This is a genomic window from Metabacillus bambusae (genome assembly GCF_017497975.1).
GTDB lineage: Bacteria > Bacillota > Bacilli > Bacillales > Bacillaceae > Metabacillus > Metabacillus bambusae.
The window spans coordinates 27202-44340 of sequence record NZ_JAGDEL010000032.1 but is presented as its reverse complement, the minus strand read 5'-3'; the positions used below and the strand labels follow the sequence as shown (position 1 = coordinate 44340).

At 35.0% G+C, this 17139-nt stretch carries 19 protein-coding genes and 3 pseudogenes; 6 read left to right on the top strand and 16 right to left on the bottom strand.

The genetic code is table 11. The features are described from left to right. The first annotated feature begins 474 nt into the window (after positions 1-474). Positions 475-729: a hypothetical protein gene (locus I7822_RS26635; RefSeq protein WP_207982082.1), complete on the top strand. Its 255-nt coding sequence runs from the start codon at positions 475-477 to the stop codon at positions 727-729. Positions 730-876: 147 nt separating this feature from the next. Here I7822_RS26635 and I7822_RS26630 read toward each other — a convergent pair whose 3' ends face one another. From I7822_RS26630 to I7822_RS30055, 4 genes and pseudogenes are all read right to left on the bottom strand, one after another. Next, positions 877-1032, bottom strand: coding sequence for a DUF1540 domain-containing protein (locus tag I7822_RS26630; protein WP_207982081.1), 156 nt, complete (start codon positions 1030-1032; stop codon positions 877-879). Between the two features lie 300 nt (positions 1033-1332). Next, positions 1333-1779 (bottom strand): hypothetical protein, encoded by a 447-nt coding sequence (locus tag I7822_RS26625; RefSeq protein ID WP_207982080.1) that lies wholly within the window; start codon positions 1777-1779, stop codon positions 1333-1335. A gap of 102 nt (positions 1780-1881) precedes the next feature. Continuing rightward, positions 1882-2439, bottom strand: coding sequence for a hypothetical protein (locus I7822_RS26620; protein ID WP_207982079.1), 558 nt, complete (start codon positions 2437-2439; stop codon positions 1882-1884). Between the two features lie 231 nt (positions 2440-2670). Then, a pseudogene (locus tag I7822_RS30055) lies at positions 2671-2938 on the bottom strand (AIPR family protein); the annotation flags it as partial. 451 nt (positions 2939-3389) lie between these two features. On the opposite strand from I7822_RS30055, the gene I7822_RS26615 reads away from it, so the two are divergent. From I7822_RS26615 to I7822_RS26600, 4 genes are all read left to right on the top strand, one after another. Further along, complete coding sequence (locus I7822_RS26615; RefSeq protein WP_207982078.1) at positions 3390-3620, top strand: spore coat protein; 231 nt, start codon at positions 3390-3392, stop codon at positions 3618-3620. A 194-nt stretch (positions 3621-3814) separates the two neighbouring features. After that, positions 3815-4216, top strand: a complete 402-nt coding sequence (locus I7822_RS26610; protein WP_207982077.1) for a spore coat protein — start codon at positions 3815-3817, stop codon at positions 4214-4216. Between the two features lie 93 nt (positions 4217-4309). Then, a complete protein-coding gene (locus tag I7822_RS26605) occupies positions 4310-4744 on the top strand; it encodes a spore coat protein (protein WP_207982076.1) in 435 nt (144 codons plus the stop codon). 31 nt (positions 4745-4775) lie between these two features. After that, positions 4776-5024 carry a hypothetical protein gene (locus I7822_RS26600; protein ID WP_207982075.1) on the top strand — a complete coding sequence of 83 codons (249 nt, stop codon included), beginning with the start codon at positions 4776-4778 and terminating at the stop codon, positions 5022-5024. A 1096-nt stretch (positions 5025-6120) separates the two neighbouring features. On the opposite strand, the gene I7822_RS26595 is transcribed toward I7822_RS26600, so the two are convergent. The 7 genes and pseudogenes from I7822_RS26595 to I7822_RS26570 all read right to left on the bottom strand — a co-directional run bounded on the left by I7822_RS26595 (position 6121) and on the right by I7822_RS26570 (position 10416). Further along, positions 6121-6720 carry an NADPH-dependent FMN reductase gene (locus I7822_RS26595; protein ID WP_207982074.1) on the bottom strand — a complete coding sequence of 200 codons (600 nt, stop codon included), beginning with the start codon at positions 6718-6720 and terminating at the stop codon, positions 6121-6123. A 168-nt stretch (positions 6721-6888) separates the two neighbouring features. After that, a complete protein-coding gene (locus I7822_RS26590; protein WP_207982073.1) occupies positions 6889-7314 on the bottom strand; it encodes a DoxX family protein in 426 nt (141 codons plus the stop codon). Between the two features lie 235 nt (positions 7315-7549). Continuing rightward, positions 7550-7849 (bottom strand): annotated as a pseudogene (locus I7822_RS30050) (LLM class flavin-dependent oxidoreductase); the annotation flags it as partial. A 94-nt stretch (positions 7850-7943) separates the two neighbouring features. Next, positions 7944-8138 (bottom strand): tautomerase family protein, encoded by a 195-nt coding sequence (locus tag I7822_RS26585; protein ID WP_207982072.1) that lies wholly within the window; start codon positions 8136-8138, stop codon positions 7944-7946. 17 nt (positions 8139-8155) lie between these two features. Next, positions 8156-8926 carry a 2-keto-4-pentenoate hydratase gene (locus I7822_RS26580; protein WP_207982071.1) on the bottom strand — a complete coding sequence of 257 codons (771 nt, stop codon included), beginning with the start codon at positions 8924-8926 and terminating at the stop codon, positions 8156-8158. A 27-nt stretch (positions 8927-8953) separates the two neighbouring features. Then, positions 8954-9733, bottom strand: a complete 780-nt coding sequence (locus I7822_RS26575) for a DODA-type extradiol aromatic ring-opening family dioxygenase (RefSeq protein WP_207982070.1) — start codon at positions 9731-9733, stop codon at positions 8954-8956. Between the two features lie 38 nt (positions 9734-9771). After that, positions 9772-10416, bottom strand: coding sequence for an alpha/beta hydrolase (locus tag I7822_RS26570; RefSeq protein ID WP_207982069.1), 645 nt, complete (start codon positions 10414-10416; stop codon positions 9772-9774). A gap of 194 nt (positions 10417-10610) precedes the next feature. On the opposite strand from I7822_RS26570, the gene I7822_RS26565 reads away from it, so the two are divergent. Next, positions 10611-11147, top strand: coding sequence for a helix-turn-helix domain-containing protein (locus tag I7822_RS26565; protein ID WP_207982068.1), 537 nt, complete (start codon positions 10611-10613; stop codon positions 11145-11147). Positions 11148-11581: 434 nt separating this feature from the next. On the opposite strand, the gene I7822_RS26560 is transcribed toward I7822_RS26565, so the two are convergent. From I7822_RS26560 to I7822_RS30045, 5 genes and pseudogenes are all read right to left on the bottom strand, one after another. After that, positions 11582-12586 carry a tRNA dihydrouridine synthase gene (locus I7822_RS26560; RefSeq protein ID WP_207982067.1) on the bottom strand — a complete coding sequence of 335 codons (1005 nt, stop codon included), beginning with the start codon at positions 12584-12586 and terminating at the stop codon, positions 11582-11584. Positions 12587-13298: 712 nt separating this feature from the next. Then, on the bottom strand, positions 13299-13967 hold the full coding sequence (gene fsa / locus I7822_RS26555) for a fructose-6-phosphate aldolase (protein WP_207982066.1): 669 nt from the start codon (positions 13965-13967) through the stop codon (positions 13299-13301). 105 nt (positions 13968-14072) lie between these two features. Next, on the bottom strand, positions 14073-16085 hold the full coding sequence (gene tkt, locus I7822_RS26550; protein WP_243459694.1) for a transketolase: 2013 nt from the start codon (positions 16083-16085) through the stop codon (positions 14073-14075). Between the two features lie 220 nt (positions 16086-16305). Then, positions 16306-16995 (bottom strand): D-allulose 6-phosphate 3-epimerase, encoded by a 690-nt coding sequence (alsE, locus tag I7822_RS26545; protein ID WP_207982065.1) that lies wholly within the window; start codon positions 16993-16995, stop codon positions 16306-16308. 22 nt (positions 16996-17017) lie between these two features. Continuing rightward, positions 17018-17129 (bottom strand): annotated as a pseudogene (locus I7822_RS30045) (fructose-6-phosphate aldolase); the annotation flags it as partial. Between the last annotated feature and the right edge of the window lie 10 nt (positions 17130-17139).

Here is a 17139-nt window from a genome sequence, read left to right as displayed (position 1 = left end):
TTTATCTGTTTTAATAGTGAGTTATTCAAATTGATGATTCACATGATAATGATTATCATTATCGTATATTAGTTAGTTTAATTGAAAATCATTCTCATTGTCAAGTATATGTATAAAATATCGAGGCTATATTTTGTTAATAAAAATAAATTTCATTGGGTATTTCATGTGGGTGAAATATGTCTAAGCATACAAAAAGAGCTTGGTGACCAGCCAAGCTCTTCACTATAAAAGGGGTGGGGAAAATCAGAGATTTAAGACTAATCAAATTCCTCACTTATAATGATAATGATTATCAATATCATTGTCAACTGTATTTATTATATTTTATATATTTTTTTTATAAAAAAAGCATTGTTACTTGTAATCTGTAAAGGGAGTCATTTCTTTCAGTTTATCCACTCATTAAACTCTGTTAATAGCCATATATTTAGTTTATTAAAACGTTTAGTGAAAAAGGAGGAGGAATACTTCATGAATACAAAAGAAGTGCGTTTACGACGTATTCAACAACTCGCACATGAAATTATGGATAAAATGAATATCAAAGAGGAACAAAAACAACATGAGTCCTTACGACTTGTGATAGATAACCTCTCTCGGGCAATCGGTGATTTAGCAGACCCATTTGGTGATTATTCGATCGACTATATTGAAGAAAAATTAGGAAATGCGCATTACTTATTATTTAAAAATAAAAAAAAGGTTCAGTTCATTAGTAACCGGTAACCAGGCCAAGCTGATCTAATTATGTTTTCCTTTTTTAAGGTTCTAAAAAAAATTGAATATTCACGAATGAAAATGATAGTTATTATCAATACTATAGAAAGAACGAGGAAGACTCTAACCCAATTTGAGTCTCCCTCTTATGTACGATTAATGTTCTGGCTTGAATGTTTTGCAATCCGTTTCTTCACTACTTAATGCTTCTTTCCCTTTATGACTAACAACATAGATAGCATCAGCATTACACTTATTGCCCGAACCCCAATACGTACAGTTATTCACTTCACAAAGTACATCTTGTGCCATAGTATCACACCTCCTCTTTTGTATTATTAACAAATTAGGACTGGCTGATACTATTTCATGTCTAATTGCGGAATTAATTTCACTTAAATGGAATGATTTTGATGAGGAAAAGGTAAACCGTTTATTAAAAAAACTGGTATAGATAAAATATTACTCCTCATTCAGACAAACGAACTAGATAATGATGGTAAAGTTTGTGAGTGAATTGGATGGAGAATATTATGAAAACACTCTCAGAAATTGAAGAGAGTACTCTTTATATTGATTCTTTGTTTAAATCTTCAAGGAAAACGTAGGATACTATTCCAAGTCTACTAATTCATATATGGGAGTCCCATATCCAGAATCTCCAACTTCTTTACCCAGCTTCCATTCTTCCTCACCGATCAATTGGAAAAAGCTATAATTGTACCATTCAGTAGTTTCAATTCCTTTTGTAGAAGTTACCTTCACTTCAACCTCTATCTCTATCATATTTACATCATCCTGCGGTAGACCCATTGTAGTAGCATTAATGATATTCATATTACTTAGAACAGCTACATTAAGAATTTTATACTTATCTATCTCTCGATTAGCCCTTATTTCCTCTTTGGCTTTCTGTTCAGCAATCTTTTCAAGGTCTCCCTCTTCAATTGTGCCACCTGTAAACAATCTTACTACAACTAATATAGCTAATATAGAACCAATCATTTTTAAAGCTTTCATTTTCTCTCTCCCAATCATTATATCTATCGTTGATGACATGGAAATGGACACCTCGTGTAGTGAAGTGTCCTTATAACTGCAATTCAACAATTCTAATATTATGTACATTACTAATATAGAAAATAAATGAAGGTGCTTATACTAATATTTTCGAAAGTAGCCTCCGCCTTCTTCCAGACTACGATCCACGCTGGTGTCCCCGTCACCATCTCGGGTGTAACCAGCAACTTGAGTTCCATCAGAACGTACGTAACCACTCACTTCATGGGGATCGACCCACGTTTGATTTGAAGATGAGTCATCGCCGCCATACTCATCCCCATCATCAAATGCTGAGTCAAAACCATCAGAGACATTGAAAATAACGAGCCCCAAAGTTGCCACAGATAAGACAAAAATAAACGGGGTGACAAATGCTCTCGATCTCCCACATAAAAATACCCAAATAAAGAAGCACATTGCCCCGGCAACTATTATCGCGACCAATTCTATATCTTCTAAAGTAAAAAAATCTGTATAGGTGTAAATATAATAGCTTAACGTTTCCTTTATAGTGGGAAAATATTTATATACCACATAAAAGAAAACAGCATTCATCAACAACCCGATCCAGAACCTCAACGAGAAAAATATCCGGATGATCTTTTTAATACGGAAATAAAGTATGATTGCAATTAATATCCCAATTATTACTGTCATGTTAACCTCCCGAAGACTAGGATAGTATCTATAGTCATACAAAATAGTAACATTTTCCTAAAAGAAAGAAAATACTAATCTTAAAGACTTATATCAATTCAGATACAATAGTTCTTTCGACTTATTGAACATCCATTAGAATGCAGCTGTTTATATATAAGAACTTTACAAATTTAACTGCGCATCGAATACACATCAAACGAGAAAAATAATAGAGTGCAATAATGGCTATCGTCCCCCATTGACAATTTGCCACCCAGTTAATCCTTTTACACGAAATAAATTCACACTATCACCTTTTTCAATGTTACTAAAACAAGATACAGTAGATATTCAATTGACGATGCGCTTAATCTTTTAATGTATCTCTAATTCCTTTGTTAGTTCTAACACGTGCTTGAAGAAATGACCTCACATTACGTTCAACTAATTTAGGTCCCAAGTCTTCATATAATTTAGCGAGTAATGTGGCTGGTATAAATCCTATATAACAATCGAAAGCAATTTACCATAAGGAAGCTGAAAATATATGTATGAGGGATGTTAAGATGGGAAAATATCATAATACTTGGCTTATTGTAGGTATTTTATAATGCAAAAAGCTTGCATAGGTAACTCTCTTACTAAAAATAGTACTATTAATAGTAAAACACATATACTTTAAGATACAGTCTTTGTAAATAATTTTTAAATCAAGTTCTATAAAAATCTCTTAATATCTTCCTAATATGATCAAGTTTTTACAAGGCAAGCACCTTATAGTTAAACATGGTTAATTACTTGAAAAGGCTCTCGCTCCACTCATTATCAATTTTATAATAGTGTTAAAATTAATTACTCTATTCTACTTTTTTATTCTAAAAATAGGCAATTAATTAATTCCAAAATTTATATTACTGAATAATATACTAGTAAGATTTAAAAATTTATTTTGAAAGGAGCTAAAAACTATGAGTAAGTCCAATGAGCAGAGAAATTCAAAAATAAGTCCAACATCTAGTAGTCTTACAATTGCAGATTTATTAATATCTGACGTTTTTAAAAAAAATAACATCAATCTAAACAAGGTGAAAACTGAGTTATCTAATGAGAAGAAACAGATGATTAGAAATGTAGTAAATGATTTAACGAAACAGGTTAATGATTATGTTGAAAATACAAAAAAAAAAGATAGTAAATAAAAATCTATTCTATCTGTTACCAACTGGTTTGGTACAGATAGTTTTTTACTTTGGAGAATAAAAAACTAGTAAAAACTATTTATCGCTTTTATCATTTATAAAAAAAGATAGTTTAATAGGGAAACATATCCATACCAAAGTAAAAAATTTACATATAAATAAAGTAAGTTACTAGGAAAGGAGTGAACTCTAAAATGGAGACAAACAAAACAGATACTCTAGATGCTATTTTTTCCCAAGATGGTGACCAATTTTCTTTTTCTGAACAAGACTCAGATGAAATTATTTTCATCAAAGATTCTTGTCATATTGATGTTCATACCACAGACACACAGGCTTCAGTTTCTCTTCAAGTAGGTTTACAGTTAGCAATTGCATTAATTGTTAGTGTCACCGTTGGAGATACTGACCGGTCTAGAATTGTAACACAAGATATCTTCCAAAAGGTACTAGCCCAGCAAACAAATCAACAAAAATTAATAATTGACAATTCAAAAGATGTTTCTATTACAACTACTGACACTGATATTTCTTTAAATATTCAAGCTTTACTACAGGTTTTAATAGCTTTAGTAGTAAGATTAGACGTTCTATAATCCTAAAATATAATGTTGATAATAATAATTTACTAGTCTTAAAAATTATTGTAATAGCCTAATTAAAAATACAACAAAAGTGAGGTGATAAAGATGGCAGAGGAACAAAAGGAATGGAGAGCATTAGATCATTGTTATTCAAATAGACTAGATAATTCAGCTATTTTTCAAGATGGTGATCAATCTATTTTTACTAAGCAAAAATCAAAAGAATTAATTGTTGTAAAAGATTCAGAAGATATCACTGTTCACACTACGGACACTCAGGCTGCTGTAAACCTACAAGTAGGATTACAGGCTGCAATTGTTGCAGTATTAAGTATTACTATTGGCGATACTGACCGCGCAAATTTCGTTGCACAGGATATTTTTCAATTAATCGGAACAAAACAAACAAACAATCAAAAGACAATTATTGTAAACTCTAAACATGTGAATGTGACAACTACTGATACTGACCTTTCTGTTAATATTCAAGCCCTTTTACAAATCTTAATAGTGATCATTGCTAGACTAGATATTCTTTAGAGTTTTACCGTAGAAGAAAGGAGGAATAAAAGTGAATAATAATCAGAGACTTCTTGAACAACTACAAAGAATGAACCAATTATCGATGGACAATATGATAAATCAGCTAAGACAAAAGATGCTTAATAGAAGGTTAAGAAATGAGACAAGAAATATGTTGACTGGACTACAAAACCAGCTTTCAACAGGTACAGAAATCAATCCTAGCTCTAGTAGCCCTAGTAACACTAGTAGCTCCCTTGATGATTTAATGGGACTACTCAATAAGCTAACAAATTAAAGGCAAGAGAGTTTTCTATAATCCCTTTTTTTAAGAAACTCCTATCCTAGGATTTGTAATCCTAGGGTAGGTTTTAATTTAATTAAGTTAGGAAAACAAAGTATTGACTCATTTAATATGTTGTATTCTCCGGCTAATCATTTGAAAACTGAGGCTTTCAAAAAACCGATATTTATCTTACAGTAACAGGAACATGAAGTAATGAAACATAAATACCAAGGACATAAAATTATCATTTAGTAAAAATTTTGAACATACTTATATGAAAGACATGTTGGAGATAGGTTATTGTTTGCTCCAACAATAACCTAATTGCTTATACTCAAAGTAAAAAGAAAGACGATTCTATTTTGCTATTATAGAAAGCAGGGAAAAATTATGAGTAAGACCTATAATGTTCAGAGTATATATACCATATTATGAAGTAGAACTTAATGAACTAACATATAATCCTACATGAATTTTTTGACAAATAGTAACACCAAAGACAAGAAAGTCAAGACGTAAAATTATTGTGGATGAAGATGTAATAAGGGCTTTAGAGGACTACAAAGTAGCTCACAATAAATGGTTAACCTATCGTCATCAAGACCGTTCAAACCAGAATGGCCAGACTGCTTTCTATATCAGAATTGAATACAAACTTAACACCACACTTCCTTGCGACATACACACACGTCGCTTCTAGGAGAAGCTGGTGTAGCATTGAACAAATTATGGATAGACTCGGCCATTCAGATGATCAAATAACCAAAAATGGCTATGTGTTACGCAAGAAATGAAAAAAGAAGCTTCCCACAAGTTTGGTCAACTCATGGAAAGCCTCTGAAAATATCTTCAATGTTAGCAAAATGTTAGCATTTCACTCTCACCTTACCAACAAATCCTTATATATCAAGGGATTTAGGGGCATATTGCATCATGCCGCCCCTCAGGTGAGAGTGTGTAATATCTTTAACGATGTGTACGAAAAGTGCGATATATTAAGGTTTTAGCAAATCAGAATTGTAACATCTTTAACGTGAATTTATTGTTTTTCATTTGATTGCGTTAGCAAAATGTTAGCATAGTTTCAGTTTGATTATTTGCTAATAATTTATCTTAGTGTTTTTAATGCTCCGCTCCAAGCAACAACTTCTTCCAGCATCGTATTTACATTACCCAGATGTAACTCTTGTGGTTTAAACTCAGATCCATTAACAAAATCGGTAAATAGACTTAAAGTTGGATGTGTACGAACATCCGCCACTTTTTGTTCCGCAAGAATTCCCCTTAAATGTTCAGCTGCACGAGCTCCGCCAGTTGAACCATAACTTACGATACCAGCTGCCTTGTTATACCACACTTCACGGGCAAGATCGATAGCGTTCTTTAATGCACCCGTAATACTGTGATTGTACTCTTGAACGATGAATACGAATCCATCGAGGCTTGCAAGCTTTTCATTCCATGCTGCAATTCCTGGTTCTGTTCCATTGGTTGTTCCTAAAAACGGAAGATTAAAGTCAGCAATATCGACAATTTCATAATTGGCATCTCCGCGTTTGTCAGCAATTCCTTTAACCCATTTCCCTACTTGCGGGCTAACACGTCCTTGGCGTGTACTGCCTAGAATGATTCCAATGTTTAATTTTTCTGTTGTCATAGATTCTTCCTCCTTCGATTGTTTCCCAAATAATTTGTCTAAAAAAGCCATTATTTACACCACCTGTACGTTTTTTACTTTATTTGTTTCACTCTGAACGATTGGAGCTACCTCCGTCGCTAACAATTCAATTCCCTCTGCTATTTTCTAAAATGGGACTCTGCCTATATCGATCTGTTCCATAAAACGCTGATGTAATCCTACAATCTACAATCATTCTTAAGCAGCTTTTCTTAATTCATTTGAATCCTTTTTAGAAAATAGTTGATCGATAGATAAAAACTTGCTACCGCTGATTACAAGATATACTGCCATTGCCAAAAATCCTAAATCTAATTCATATCCTGCCATTTGACCATTTCCTAATAATCCAACTGAAAGTTTTACCTTTAATATTGCACCAATCATTAGTAAAGAAAATAAAGTAGAAACAATCCTTGTTCCCAACCCAATAATTAATGCGATGCCACCAATAATTTCAAGCAATGCAACTCCATAAGCCATAAATCCTGGTAATTCAATACTGCTGAACCAGCCTACGATATTTTCAATTCCCCCCTGGAATTTTACAACTCCATGAACTAAAAATAATGCGCCTAATGTTACTCGTAAAATAAGTGCTCCGATTTCGTTTTTTAACAACATTGTGTATTTCCTCCCTAATATGGTATTTAAAATTTTGATTATTTATTTTAATTATAAGAATTATGAATTCAAAGTAATTTAGAACAAAATTAGCACTAATTCTTATTAGTCCACGACCAATTGATGTAATCTATTCCTTAAGTTTTACTTATTTCTTTCCGAACGGCAGGAGCAATCTCGGTAGCCAACAACTCAATACCCTCAGCCACTTTCTTAAACGGCATGCCACCTATATCAGTGGGTCAACAGTGCTTAACACGGTGGTTGCGCTTGTTAATCTAATTCGTTTGGTTATTTAAGCAATAGCAGCTAAAACTACCGGGGGTGCGGAAGTAGCATAGTCTAATCGATGATGTTCTCCTACACCAAAACACATCTAGTCTAGCTTCATCAGCGAGTTTTGCCGCTTCAATTATTTCCTTCATTCTTTGCTGGGCACTAATTGTCCTGCTAGTATGGGGATCGGACCTATATCCCCAAGTGTATAGAGCCCGATTTCTATTCCTGTATTTTTAACTCCCTCTTCTTTTCTCATAGCAGTATATTACCTCCAGCAAAGGCGTAAAATAAATCTCAAAACTGATTATTATTAATTTGAGATAAATGAGAAAAATATATATAATTGTTACTTAATTATCTCGTCTATTACTCATTGGCAAACCAGCTACACCCCAATTTTCATGTGGTACGTCATGTAATAATACTCTGATTGTTTCAGGTGAGTTACCTAACGTCCGGCTAACTACTGCCGTAATCTCTGAAATCAATTGCTGTTTTAATTCTTTCGATCTGCCCTCAAGCAAGTGTACCTGAACAATTGGCATTTTAAACCTCTCAATTATTAAATGACAGTTAAATCAATTTTATCCAACTCAACAAATTCAACCTCAATGGAATCCCCACTAAAAACATGAACTGCTTCTGTTATTCCACCGGTTAGTACAATCATCCCAGGTTCAATACAAAGCCCAGAGGAATGTAACATTCTGACCAATTCAATCACCGAACGAACAGGATTTCCCAAAACGGCTGAACCTTCTCCTTCTTGAACTACTCTACCGTTTAACTTCATTCGAACCTTCGCTTTTTCCCATTGAAACTTATTAGGTATATATATTTGTTCGGAAAGAAAAAATTTTGCACTAGAAGCATTATCTGCAATGACATCAATGAGGTTAAATGAAAAATCTTTATACCGACTGTCAATTACCTCAATTGCAGTCATTATACCCTCAGTCGCCTGCCAAACCTCTTGCTCAGTCACATTATTTCCTTTGAGTTTTTTATTTATTAAGAAAGCAAATTCCGGCTCCAATCGCGGATGAATCAAACCCTCTAAAGAAAGTTCCTTATTGGCCATCTCCATTGACTTTAGCAATCTTCCATAAATGGGCTGATTTACTCCTACTGATTGTTGCTTCGCGAAACTGGTTAACCCCATTTTCCAGCCAACAAAACGATCGCCAGCTTGTAATTCTTTTTCCGTGTTAATTTCTTGAATTTTATAAGCATCTTCAAGAGTAATAGAGGGGAACCGTAATGAGATTTTTTCCATTTCAAGTGCACTTTTTTGATGGCGGTGAATTTCATTAGCTATGAGATGTAGGTTCATTCTTTTTTTCTCCATTTTTATTAAATATTATCCAAATTGCCAAATACTGTGACTAAGATTTCCATATCGAAAACTACGATGAAGTGAAGTAGCTTTTGGATTATTGTCAGCTGTACCCATTGCATAAAAGATTGGAATAAAATGCTCATTTCCGAATGGTGGTACCGCAAATGATGCATGAGGAGCAAGGGAATCATAATGAAATAGTGATTGTAAATCCCAGTTTTCAAGATTTCTTGCTAACCAATCATCAAATTCAAGTGCCCATGAATCAACCTCTCCATTGTCAGCCCACTTTAAGGCTCTTAAATTATGAACGGTTCCCCCACTGGCGATGATTAAAATATCCTTTTCTCTTAACTCAGATAGAGATTTACCGATTTTATATTGCTCATCAGGTGTAAGATTTGGATTCACTGACATAGAAATAACCGGAATATCAGCATTCGGAAAAAGCAGACGAAGAACTACCCATGCCCCGTGATCTAAACCACGAGTTGTGTCATTTTTAAAAGAAATATCATTTTTAATAAAAAGGTCTTCAATTTCGTTCGCAATGTCCCAATTCCCGCGAGCAGGATACTGGATTGTAAATAAGGATGGATCAAAATTGCCGAAATCATATATCGTACTATATTGTTCAACTCTGCTTACCTGTTGAACCTTGGATTCCCAATGGGCTGAAAACAAAACAACAGCTTTTGGGCGAGGAAGGTTTTGACCTAATGTATTTAAAAATTTTGTATAATCGTTATTTTCAATCGCAAGTAATGGTGCACCGTGAGCAATAAATAATGATGGCATCATCTTTTATTTATCTCCCTATTTTTTGTATTTTGGATTAATTATCTTAGTAAATCATTTAAAATCCAAGATTGAAAATCCTGAAAATTTTTTTCGGATACTGTGTGCCCTTCCGGATAAGATTTAAAAGTCACGGGCACCCCAAGCTTAGTAAAATAATCGACATTTTCTTTACCCCACTCATATGGCAGGACCTGATCATATTCCCCGTGTGAGATAAACACTGATAAATGCTTCCCTAGGTTGATCGTGTATTCCTCCTTTACAAATTGAGGAATATAACCACTTAGCGCTACTACACCCTTAATTTTGTTTCCAAGGGTGAGTGCTAATGTCATGGAAACAATGGCTCCTTGGCTAAAGCCCATCAAATATAATTGCTCTGGGTCGATTTCATAATTTATTGAGGCATAATCAATAAACTTAGCTAATTTATTGATTCCGTCATCAAATACTTCTCGATGTGGTTTTCCATACCCCTGGATTGTAAAGTAAGCAAATCCCGGTCCTTGAGTCAAATGTCCCCTTACACTAAAAATAAAGAAGGAATCCTCTAGACCATTAACAAATGAAAGCATATTTTTTTCATTGCTTCCTATACCATGCATAACAAACAATGCGGGATACTTTTTCCCTGGAATCATATTCTTAGGACGGCGAAGTTCATAAATCATTTCAGTTTCCAATAGCAAAACCTCCTCGTATATAACATGATTTGATATAAAAAAATAATACATAATAAAATGTTTGTCTTTTTAAAGTTTTCCTATATGAATTTTTGTTCTCTTATAAAATACCAAAAACAAAAATGGATTGTCAACGGATTTTTTGTTAATATGAAATAAAGTTTACTATTAGGAAACAATCTGAGGTGATTAACATGGATATCGGCTCTAAAATACGTGCCATTAGAAATAGAAAAAAAATAACGATTGCACAAATGTGTGAGGAAACTGGTCTTTCGAAGGGGTTTATAAGTAATGTTGAAAATAATAACACTTCACCATCAATCACTACCTTACAAACAATCGCAGCTTTTTTAAAGGTTCCTTTACCCTACCTTCTTTTAGAAAAAGATGAACACATGACGGTTATACGAAAAAATGAACGAGAAGTAACAACTTCTAAGGAGTCCAATTTAAAGGTAGAGCATTTAGCTTCAAGAGGTGGATTAAGCATTAGATTGGTGGAAATCCCCTCCGGTGCATCTACAGGGGAAAAAAATGCACATGAAGGGGAAGAATGCCACTTGGTCCTAAAGGGGAAAATTCTCGCAGAACAAGGAGAAGACTCCTATATTTTACAACAGGGAGACACTTTCAGCTGGTGCGCAAGTGTCCCTCACTACGTTAAAAATATTGGAGATGACACCGCCGAAATTTTAATCGCTATCTATACCGAAGACTTAGAACTTTAAAAAAAGTTTAACCTAAAGCTAGGATTTTTTTCTAATAATCCTGGCTCTTTATATTGTCATCAGGAAATGTACGAATACTTATTAACAAAACCATCTTCAACAATTAAAACTAAAGGTTTAAATTCTGATTTTGATAAGATAAGTAGGTTTTGCAATGAGACTTGGATTTAACATTGATGATACAGAGGATAATCTATATGTTTGGGAATAACTCCGTAATATTATTAGTAAAGACGCAAAGAAAGACAGTTACTGATACCACTCAAATTACGGAAAAACAGACTTATCGCTAATGGACAAGCCTGTTACTCTCATACCAATTCAATTTTCTCCATAGCCTCACAATGTGCAGAATGTAAGTGGCAACACAAGGGTGCTGGTGGGTTTATTACATTCTTGAGACCTTTTTTCCTCTAACTTTTTTTAGAGTTACATCATTTCACTGTCCCCGTCCCATCAACATTTTTTTCAAAGTTATCAAGCAATGCACGCACTTCATCTGTTGATTTCGTGTTCATCAATTGATTTCTTAATTCACCAGCTCCACGGAATCCTTTGACATAAATTTTAAAAAAGCGATGAAGCCCTGTGATTGAACGTGGCAGTGCTTCCGCATATTGATCTTGAAGATCAAGCTGCAGTCTTAAAAGATCAAGGTATTCTTTACTGCTATGCTCTTTTGGCTCTTTTTCAAAAGCAAAAGGATTTTTAAAAATACCTCGCCCGATCATAACGCCATCAATACCATATTGTTCAGCAAGCTGCAGCCCAGTTTGACGGTCAGGAATGTCTCCATTGATTGTTAGTAGCGTATTTGGTGCGATGCGGTCACGTAATTTTTTGATTTCCGGAATTAGCTCCCAATGCGCATCTACTTGGCTCATTTCCTTTCTTGTACGTAAATGAATAGAAAGGTTCGCAATATCCTGTTTTAAAATATGCGTTAGCCACTCCTCCCACTCCTGAACCTCCTTATCGCCAAGTCGTGTTTTCACGCTGACAGGCAGTCCACCCGCTTTTGCTGCTTGAATAAGTTCTGCCGCAACGTCTGGACGCAGAATAAGGCCACTACCTTTCCCTCTTGATGCCACATTCGGTACAGGGCAGCCCATATTAATATCGATGCCTTTAAATCCTAGCTCTGCCATGCCAATACTCATTTGACGGAAATATTCGGGATTATCCCCCCAAATATGTGCCACCATTGGCTGTTCATCTTCTGTAAAAATCAAACGGCCACGCACACTTTTCATGCCCTCAGGATGACAATAGCTATCCGAGTTTGTAAACTCTGTGAAAAATACATCCGGTCGACCGGCTTCACTTACTACGTGACGAAAAACAACATCTGTCACATCTTCCATTGGTGCAAGTACAAAAAATGGTCGTGGTAAATCACGCCAAAAATTATCTATCATTTCAAACTCAAATCCTCTCACTATGGATACAACTTCAAACTCTCGGTCAAAAAATATAAAGCCAAATGTTCCACTTCTTTTACACTTATATCATGCTTAATAACTTATTATCAAACACACTCCAGTTTCATTTCCTTAAATCCATAACTGCATTCATACTTTTATCCCCTATCTTCATTTTAAATATTAGGTTTAGTATTACAGTACTAAAAATGCAAAGTATTTAAAAAATCCCGGATTAATTACACTATTATACAGTATAACTTATAAAAGAAATCAAGAGATTGAAAGAACATTTAAAGATTGATTAGGCAGTATTTTATAATGAACTCAATGAAAGTAAAACGTATCATTGAAAACACGTAAACAACGAAAAGACCCCGAAATCGCAAAAGTATTTTTTCACGAAATCAGGGTCGGACTAGCAAATTATTTATTTTATTAAAAGTTTTTTGGGGTTACAAATGCAGTGAATCAAGAGAAGTTCATTCAACAATTAGGTGATACTTACAATAATCAGGACTTCATCTTTGCCAAAACAAAGCGACAACCAGGATATCTGATACTCATTAAAATGGTATAACTCAGGATGGCAAGGCTACTTTCTCTTGCAAATTTAAATCTTGAATTAACTCCACATCCACACTCTTTACTTTTCTCTTACCATTACTCTTTATGAAGTAAATTCCACATGAGATATGCATAGGTATACAAGTCATATCAAATGGCTATCTTATTTATTATTCACTTTTTCCCAATCTGCCGCAAATTTTTCCATGCCTTGATCGGTTAGTGGGTGCTTAGAAAGCTGCTCAATGACACTATAAGGAACAGTTGCAATGTGAGCACCAGCCATAGCTACACGAGTTACATGATCAGGATGCCGAACAGATGCTGCAATAATTTGTGAGTCTAAGTTTTGAATGCGAAATAGTTCAGCAATCTTGGTTACTAATTGTACACCATCTTCAGAAATATCATCCAATCGTCCTAAAAATGGGGAAACATATGTAGCCCCAGCACGTGCAGCCAAAAGCGCCTGGTTTACAGTAAAAATAAGTGTAACATTCGTTTTAACACCTTTATCTGCAAGATAACGGCAAGCTTCTAAACCAGCTAATGTCATAGGAAGTTTAATAGTAACTTTTTCATCCCCGCCATTAATTTTGATTAATTCTTCAGCTTGAGCAATCATGTCCACAGCTGTAAGTGCATCTGGAGTTACTTCAGCTGATACAGATTCTACACGTGGAACTGCTTGACAGATTTCAGCAATCCGATCTTCAAATTTCACACCTTCTTTAGCTACTAAAGAAGGATTGGTTGTTACACCAGCTAAAATACCAACTTTATATGCCTTTTTGATATCTTCAAGATTTGCAGTATCAATAAAAAATTTCATATTTGCCTCCATATTTAACTATTTTATTTGTCTTTTTATAAAGGAAATTCGATGGCAACCAAACAAGATGTCTTGTTAAAGTAATTTCGCTAGAAGAACCTGAAATTACTTAACGATCATTTTAAACGTCTCTATAATATTTTCTACTGTAAATCCATATTCTTGCAGTAATTTGTTTGCTGGGGCAGATGCGCCAAAATGATCAATGGTAATCGTTTTTCCAGTCTGTCCGACATATTCTCTCCAGCCAAATTTAGAGCCTAATTCGATCGCAACACGTGCAGTTACATGACTTGGAATCACGCTTTCCTTATATTCTACAGATTGTTGTTCGAAAAGATCCCAGCTTGGCATACTGACAACAGAAACATATACGCCTTCATTTTCCAACACTTGCTGTGCTTCAAGAGCAAGTGTTACTTCTGAACCAGTTGCAAGTAAAAGACCCGCTACTTCTCCTTTTGCTTGTGACACCACATAAGCACCCTTCTTTACACCTTCATACACTTGTTCTTGATCAATCTTAAGAGTTGGAAGATCTTGACGAGTTAATACTAAAGCAGTAGGGTGATCTTGACTTTCAAGTGCTAAACGCCATGCCGCAGCTGTTTCCTTCGCCTCTGCTGGTCTTATGACTGAAATACCAGGCATTGCACGTAATGCCGCTAAGTGCTCGATTGGCTGGTGAGTTGGTCCATCTTCCCCAACAGCAATACTGTCATGAGTAAATACATAAGTGACCGGCAACTTCATTAATGCGGCTAGACGAATCGCTGGGCGTAAGTAATCAGAAAAAACAAAGAAGGTTGCCCCAAATACTTTCACACCGCCGTGAAGAACCATCCCGTTTAATGCTGAACCCATCGCAAATTCACGAACACCAAACCAAATATTGCGTGCTGCATAACCGTCTAACGCAAAGTTCTTTTCTGACGTAATCAATGTTTTATTTGACCCTGCAAGGTCAGCAGAACCGCCGATCATTTGAGGAATCGCATTTGCTGCTGCATTTAATACTTTTCCTGAAGATGCTCTCGTTGCTATTTTTGAACCTGATTCAAAAACAGGCAGGACTTCTTTCCAATTCACAAGAAGTTCACCTTTTATAGCACACTCAAATTGCGCTGCAAGTTCAGGATAGGCTGCTTTGTATCCTTCAAATAGTTCATTCCAAGCTTGTTCTGTAGCTTTTCCTTTTTCTACGATACTTGCAAAATGCTTTTCTACTTCTTCTGGTACAAAGAATGGTTCTTCTGCTTCCCATTGATAGGCTGCTTTTGTTAGTTTAACTTCCTCTTCTCCAAGAGGTGCACCATGACTCGCTGCAGAACCTGACTTATTAGGAGAACCGAAGCCAATTGTTGTTTTAACCTCAATTAAAGTAGGGCGTTCTGTATCTGCCTTTGCTTCTTGAATCGCTTTTTGTATGGCTTCAATATCATTGCCGTCTTCTACACGCAGGACTTGCCATCTGTATGCTTTGAATCGATCTTCTACACTTTCAGAGAAAGATAGATTTAGGTCACCATCTAGTGAAATGTCATTTGAATCATATAATACAACTAATCGACCTAACTTTAAGTGACCTGCTAGTGAAGCTGCTTCAGCAGATACGCCTTCCATTAAATCACCATCACCACAAAGGCTGTATGTATAATGGTTTATAACATTGAATTTTTCTTTGTTGTAAGTTTCAGCAAGATGACATTCTGCCATAGCCATACCAACAGCCATCCCGATACCTTGACCAAGTGGGCCTGTTGTTGCATCTACACCTGCTGTATGTCCAAATTCAGGATGTCCAGGTGTTTTACTTCCCCATTGTCGAAAATTTTTCAAATCATCAATCGTTAAGCCATATCCGAATAAATGAAGCATACTATATAAAAGGGCTGATCCGTGACCAGCTGACAGGATAAATCGATCACGGTTAATCCATTCTGGATTTGTAGGATTTATATTCATTTCCTTCGCCCACAATATATAAGCCATTGGAGCAGCTCCCATCGTAATTCCTGGGTGACCAGAGTTTGCTTTTTCAATTGTGTCAATGGATAATGTTCTAATGGTATTGATAGCTAATTGGGCAATAGCTTGTTTCGTTTGTAATGTTGTCAATCTATTACGCTCCTTTATTATTTTCTTTAAAGTGATTTTATTGGGCGTTTGCTTCAATTTTTGTACCATCAATAAAAATGGCTACTTGATCGATTTGTTTTTCTTGTACGAGTTGGACACAAAACTGCACAAAACATTTACGACTTACTTTTATCAGAAGGTGTCTTTTTTTATAAAAAATAATAAAAGAGGTGGGTTTTGTCCCAGCCCCTTTAAATTTTTATGATACTACTTTCCCAGTCATGTCCTCATAATCTTTACACATGATTTCCCATGAATTTTCGATATCTTCATCTAATCCAAATAAACCGCTACGACCTATGATATAAATATCAGGACCGGCTGCATCAATTCTTTTAAATGTTTTCCGACTAGATGATCCATCCATTTCAATAACATACTGATATCCCTTTTCGTCTCGTAATTCTCTTAATGCTACAATTTTATCTAGGGTACTTTCAATAAAACGTTGCCCAGCGAACCCTGGATCCACTGTCATAATTGTAATTTTATCTACTAATTCAATATAAGGGAAAATCGTTTCAATAGGCGTTTCTGGATTTAATACTACCCCTGCTTTTAAACCAGCATCATGTATTTGATCAATTAATCGAAAGGCCAAACCATCAAGTACTTCTGCATGCATGCAAATCCATTCACACTTTAAATCAACTAATTGTTGAACCCAGAAACTTGGATTCGTTACCATAAGATGGGCGGACATAGGTAAATCACTTATTTTTCGCACTTCTTGGATAAACCATGGGGATAATGTAATATTGGGAACATAATGCCCATCCATAATATCAATATGATAAGAATCTACATGATTGTTTAAAAAAGAGATTTGTTCTTTAAACTTATCTAAGTCCATTGTCATCAATGATGGTGAAAATTCTACTTTTTTCATACTCTATTTCTCCTCCACAAAATCTCTTTTCTTTAGAAATAATTGTAGGGTTTGTAGTCACCCCATCCACTAGCCCTAAAGTATCTATACGTTTAACACTTTCAGCATTTGCTGTCTCTTAAAAAAAACCTCATTTAATGCACT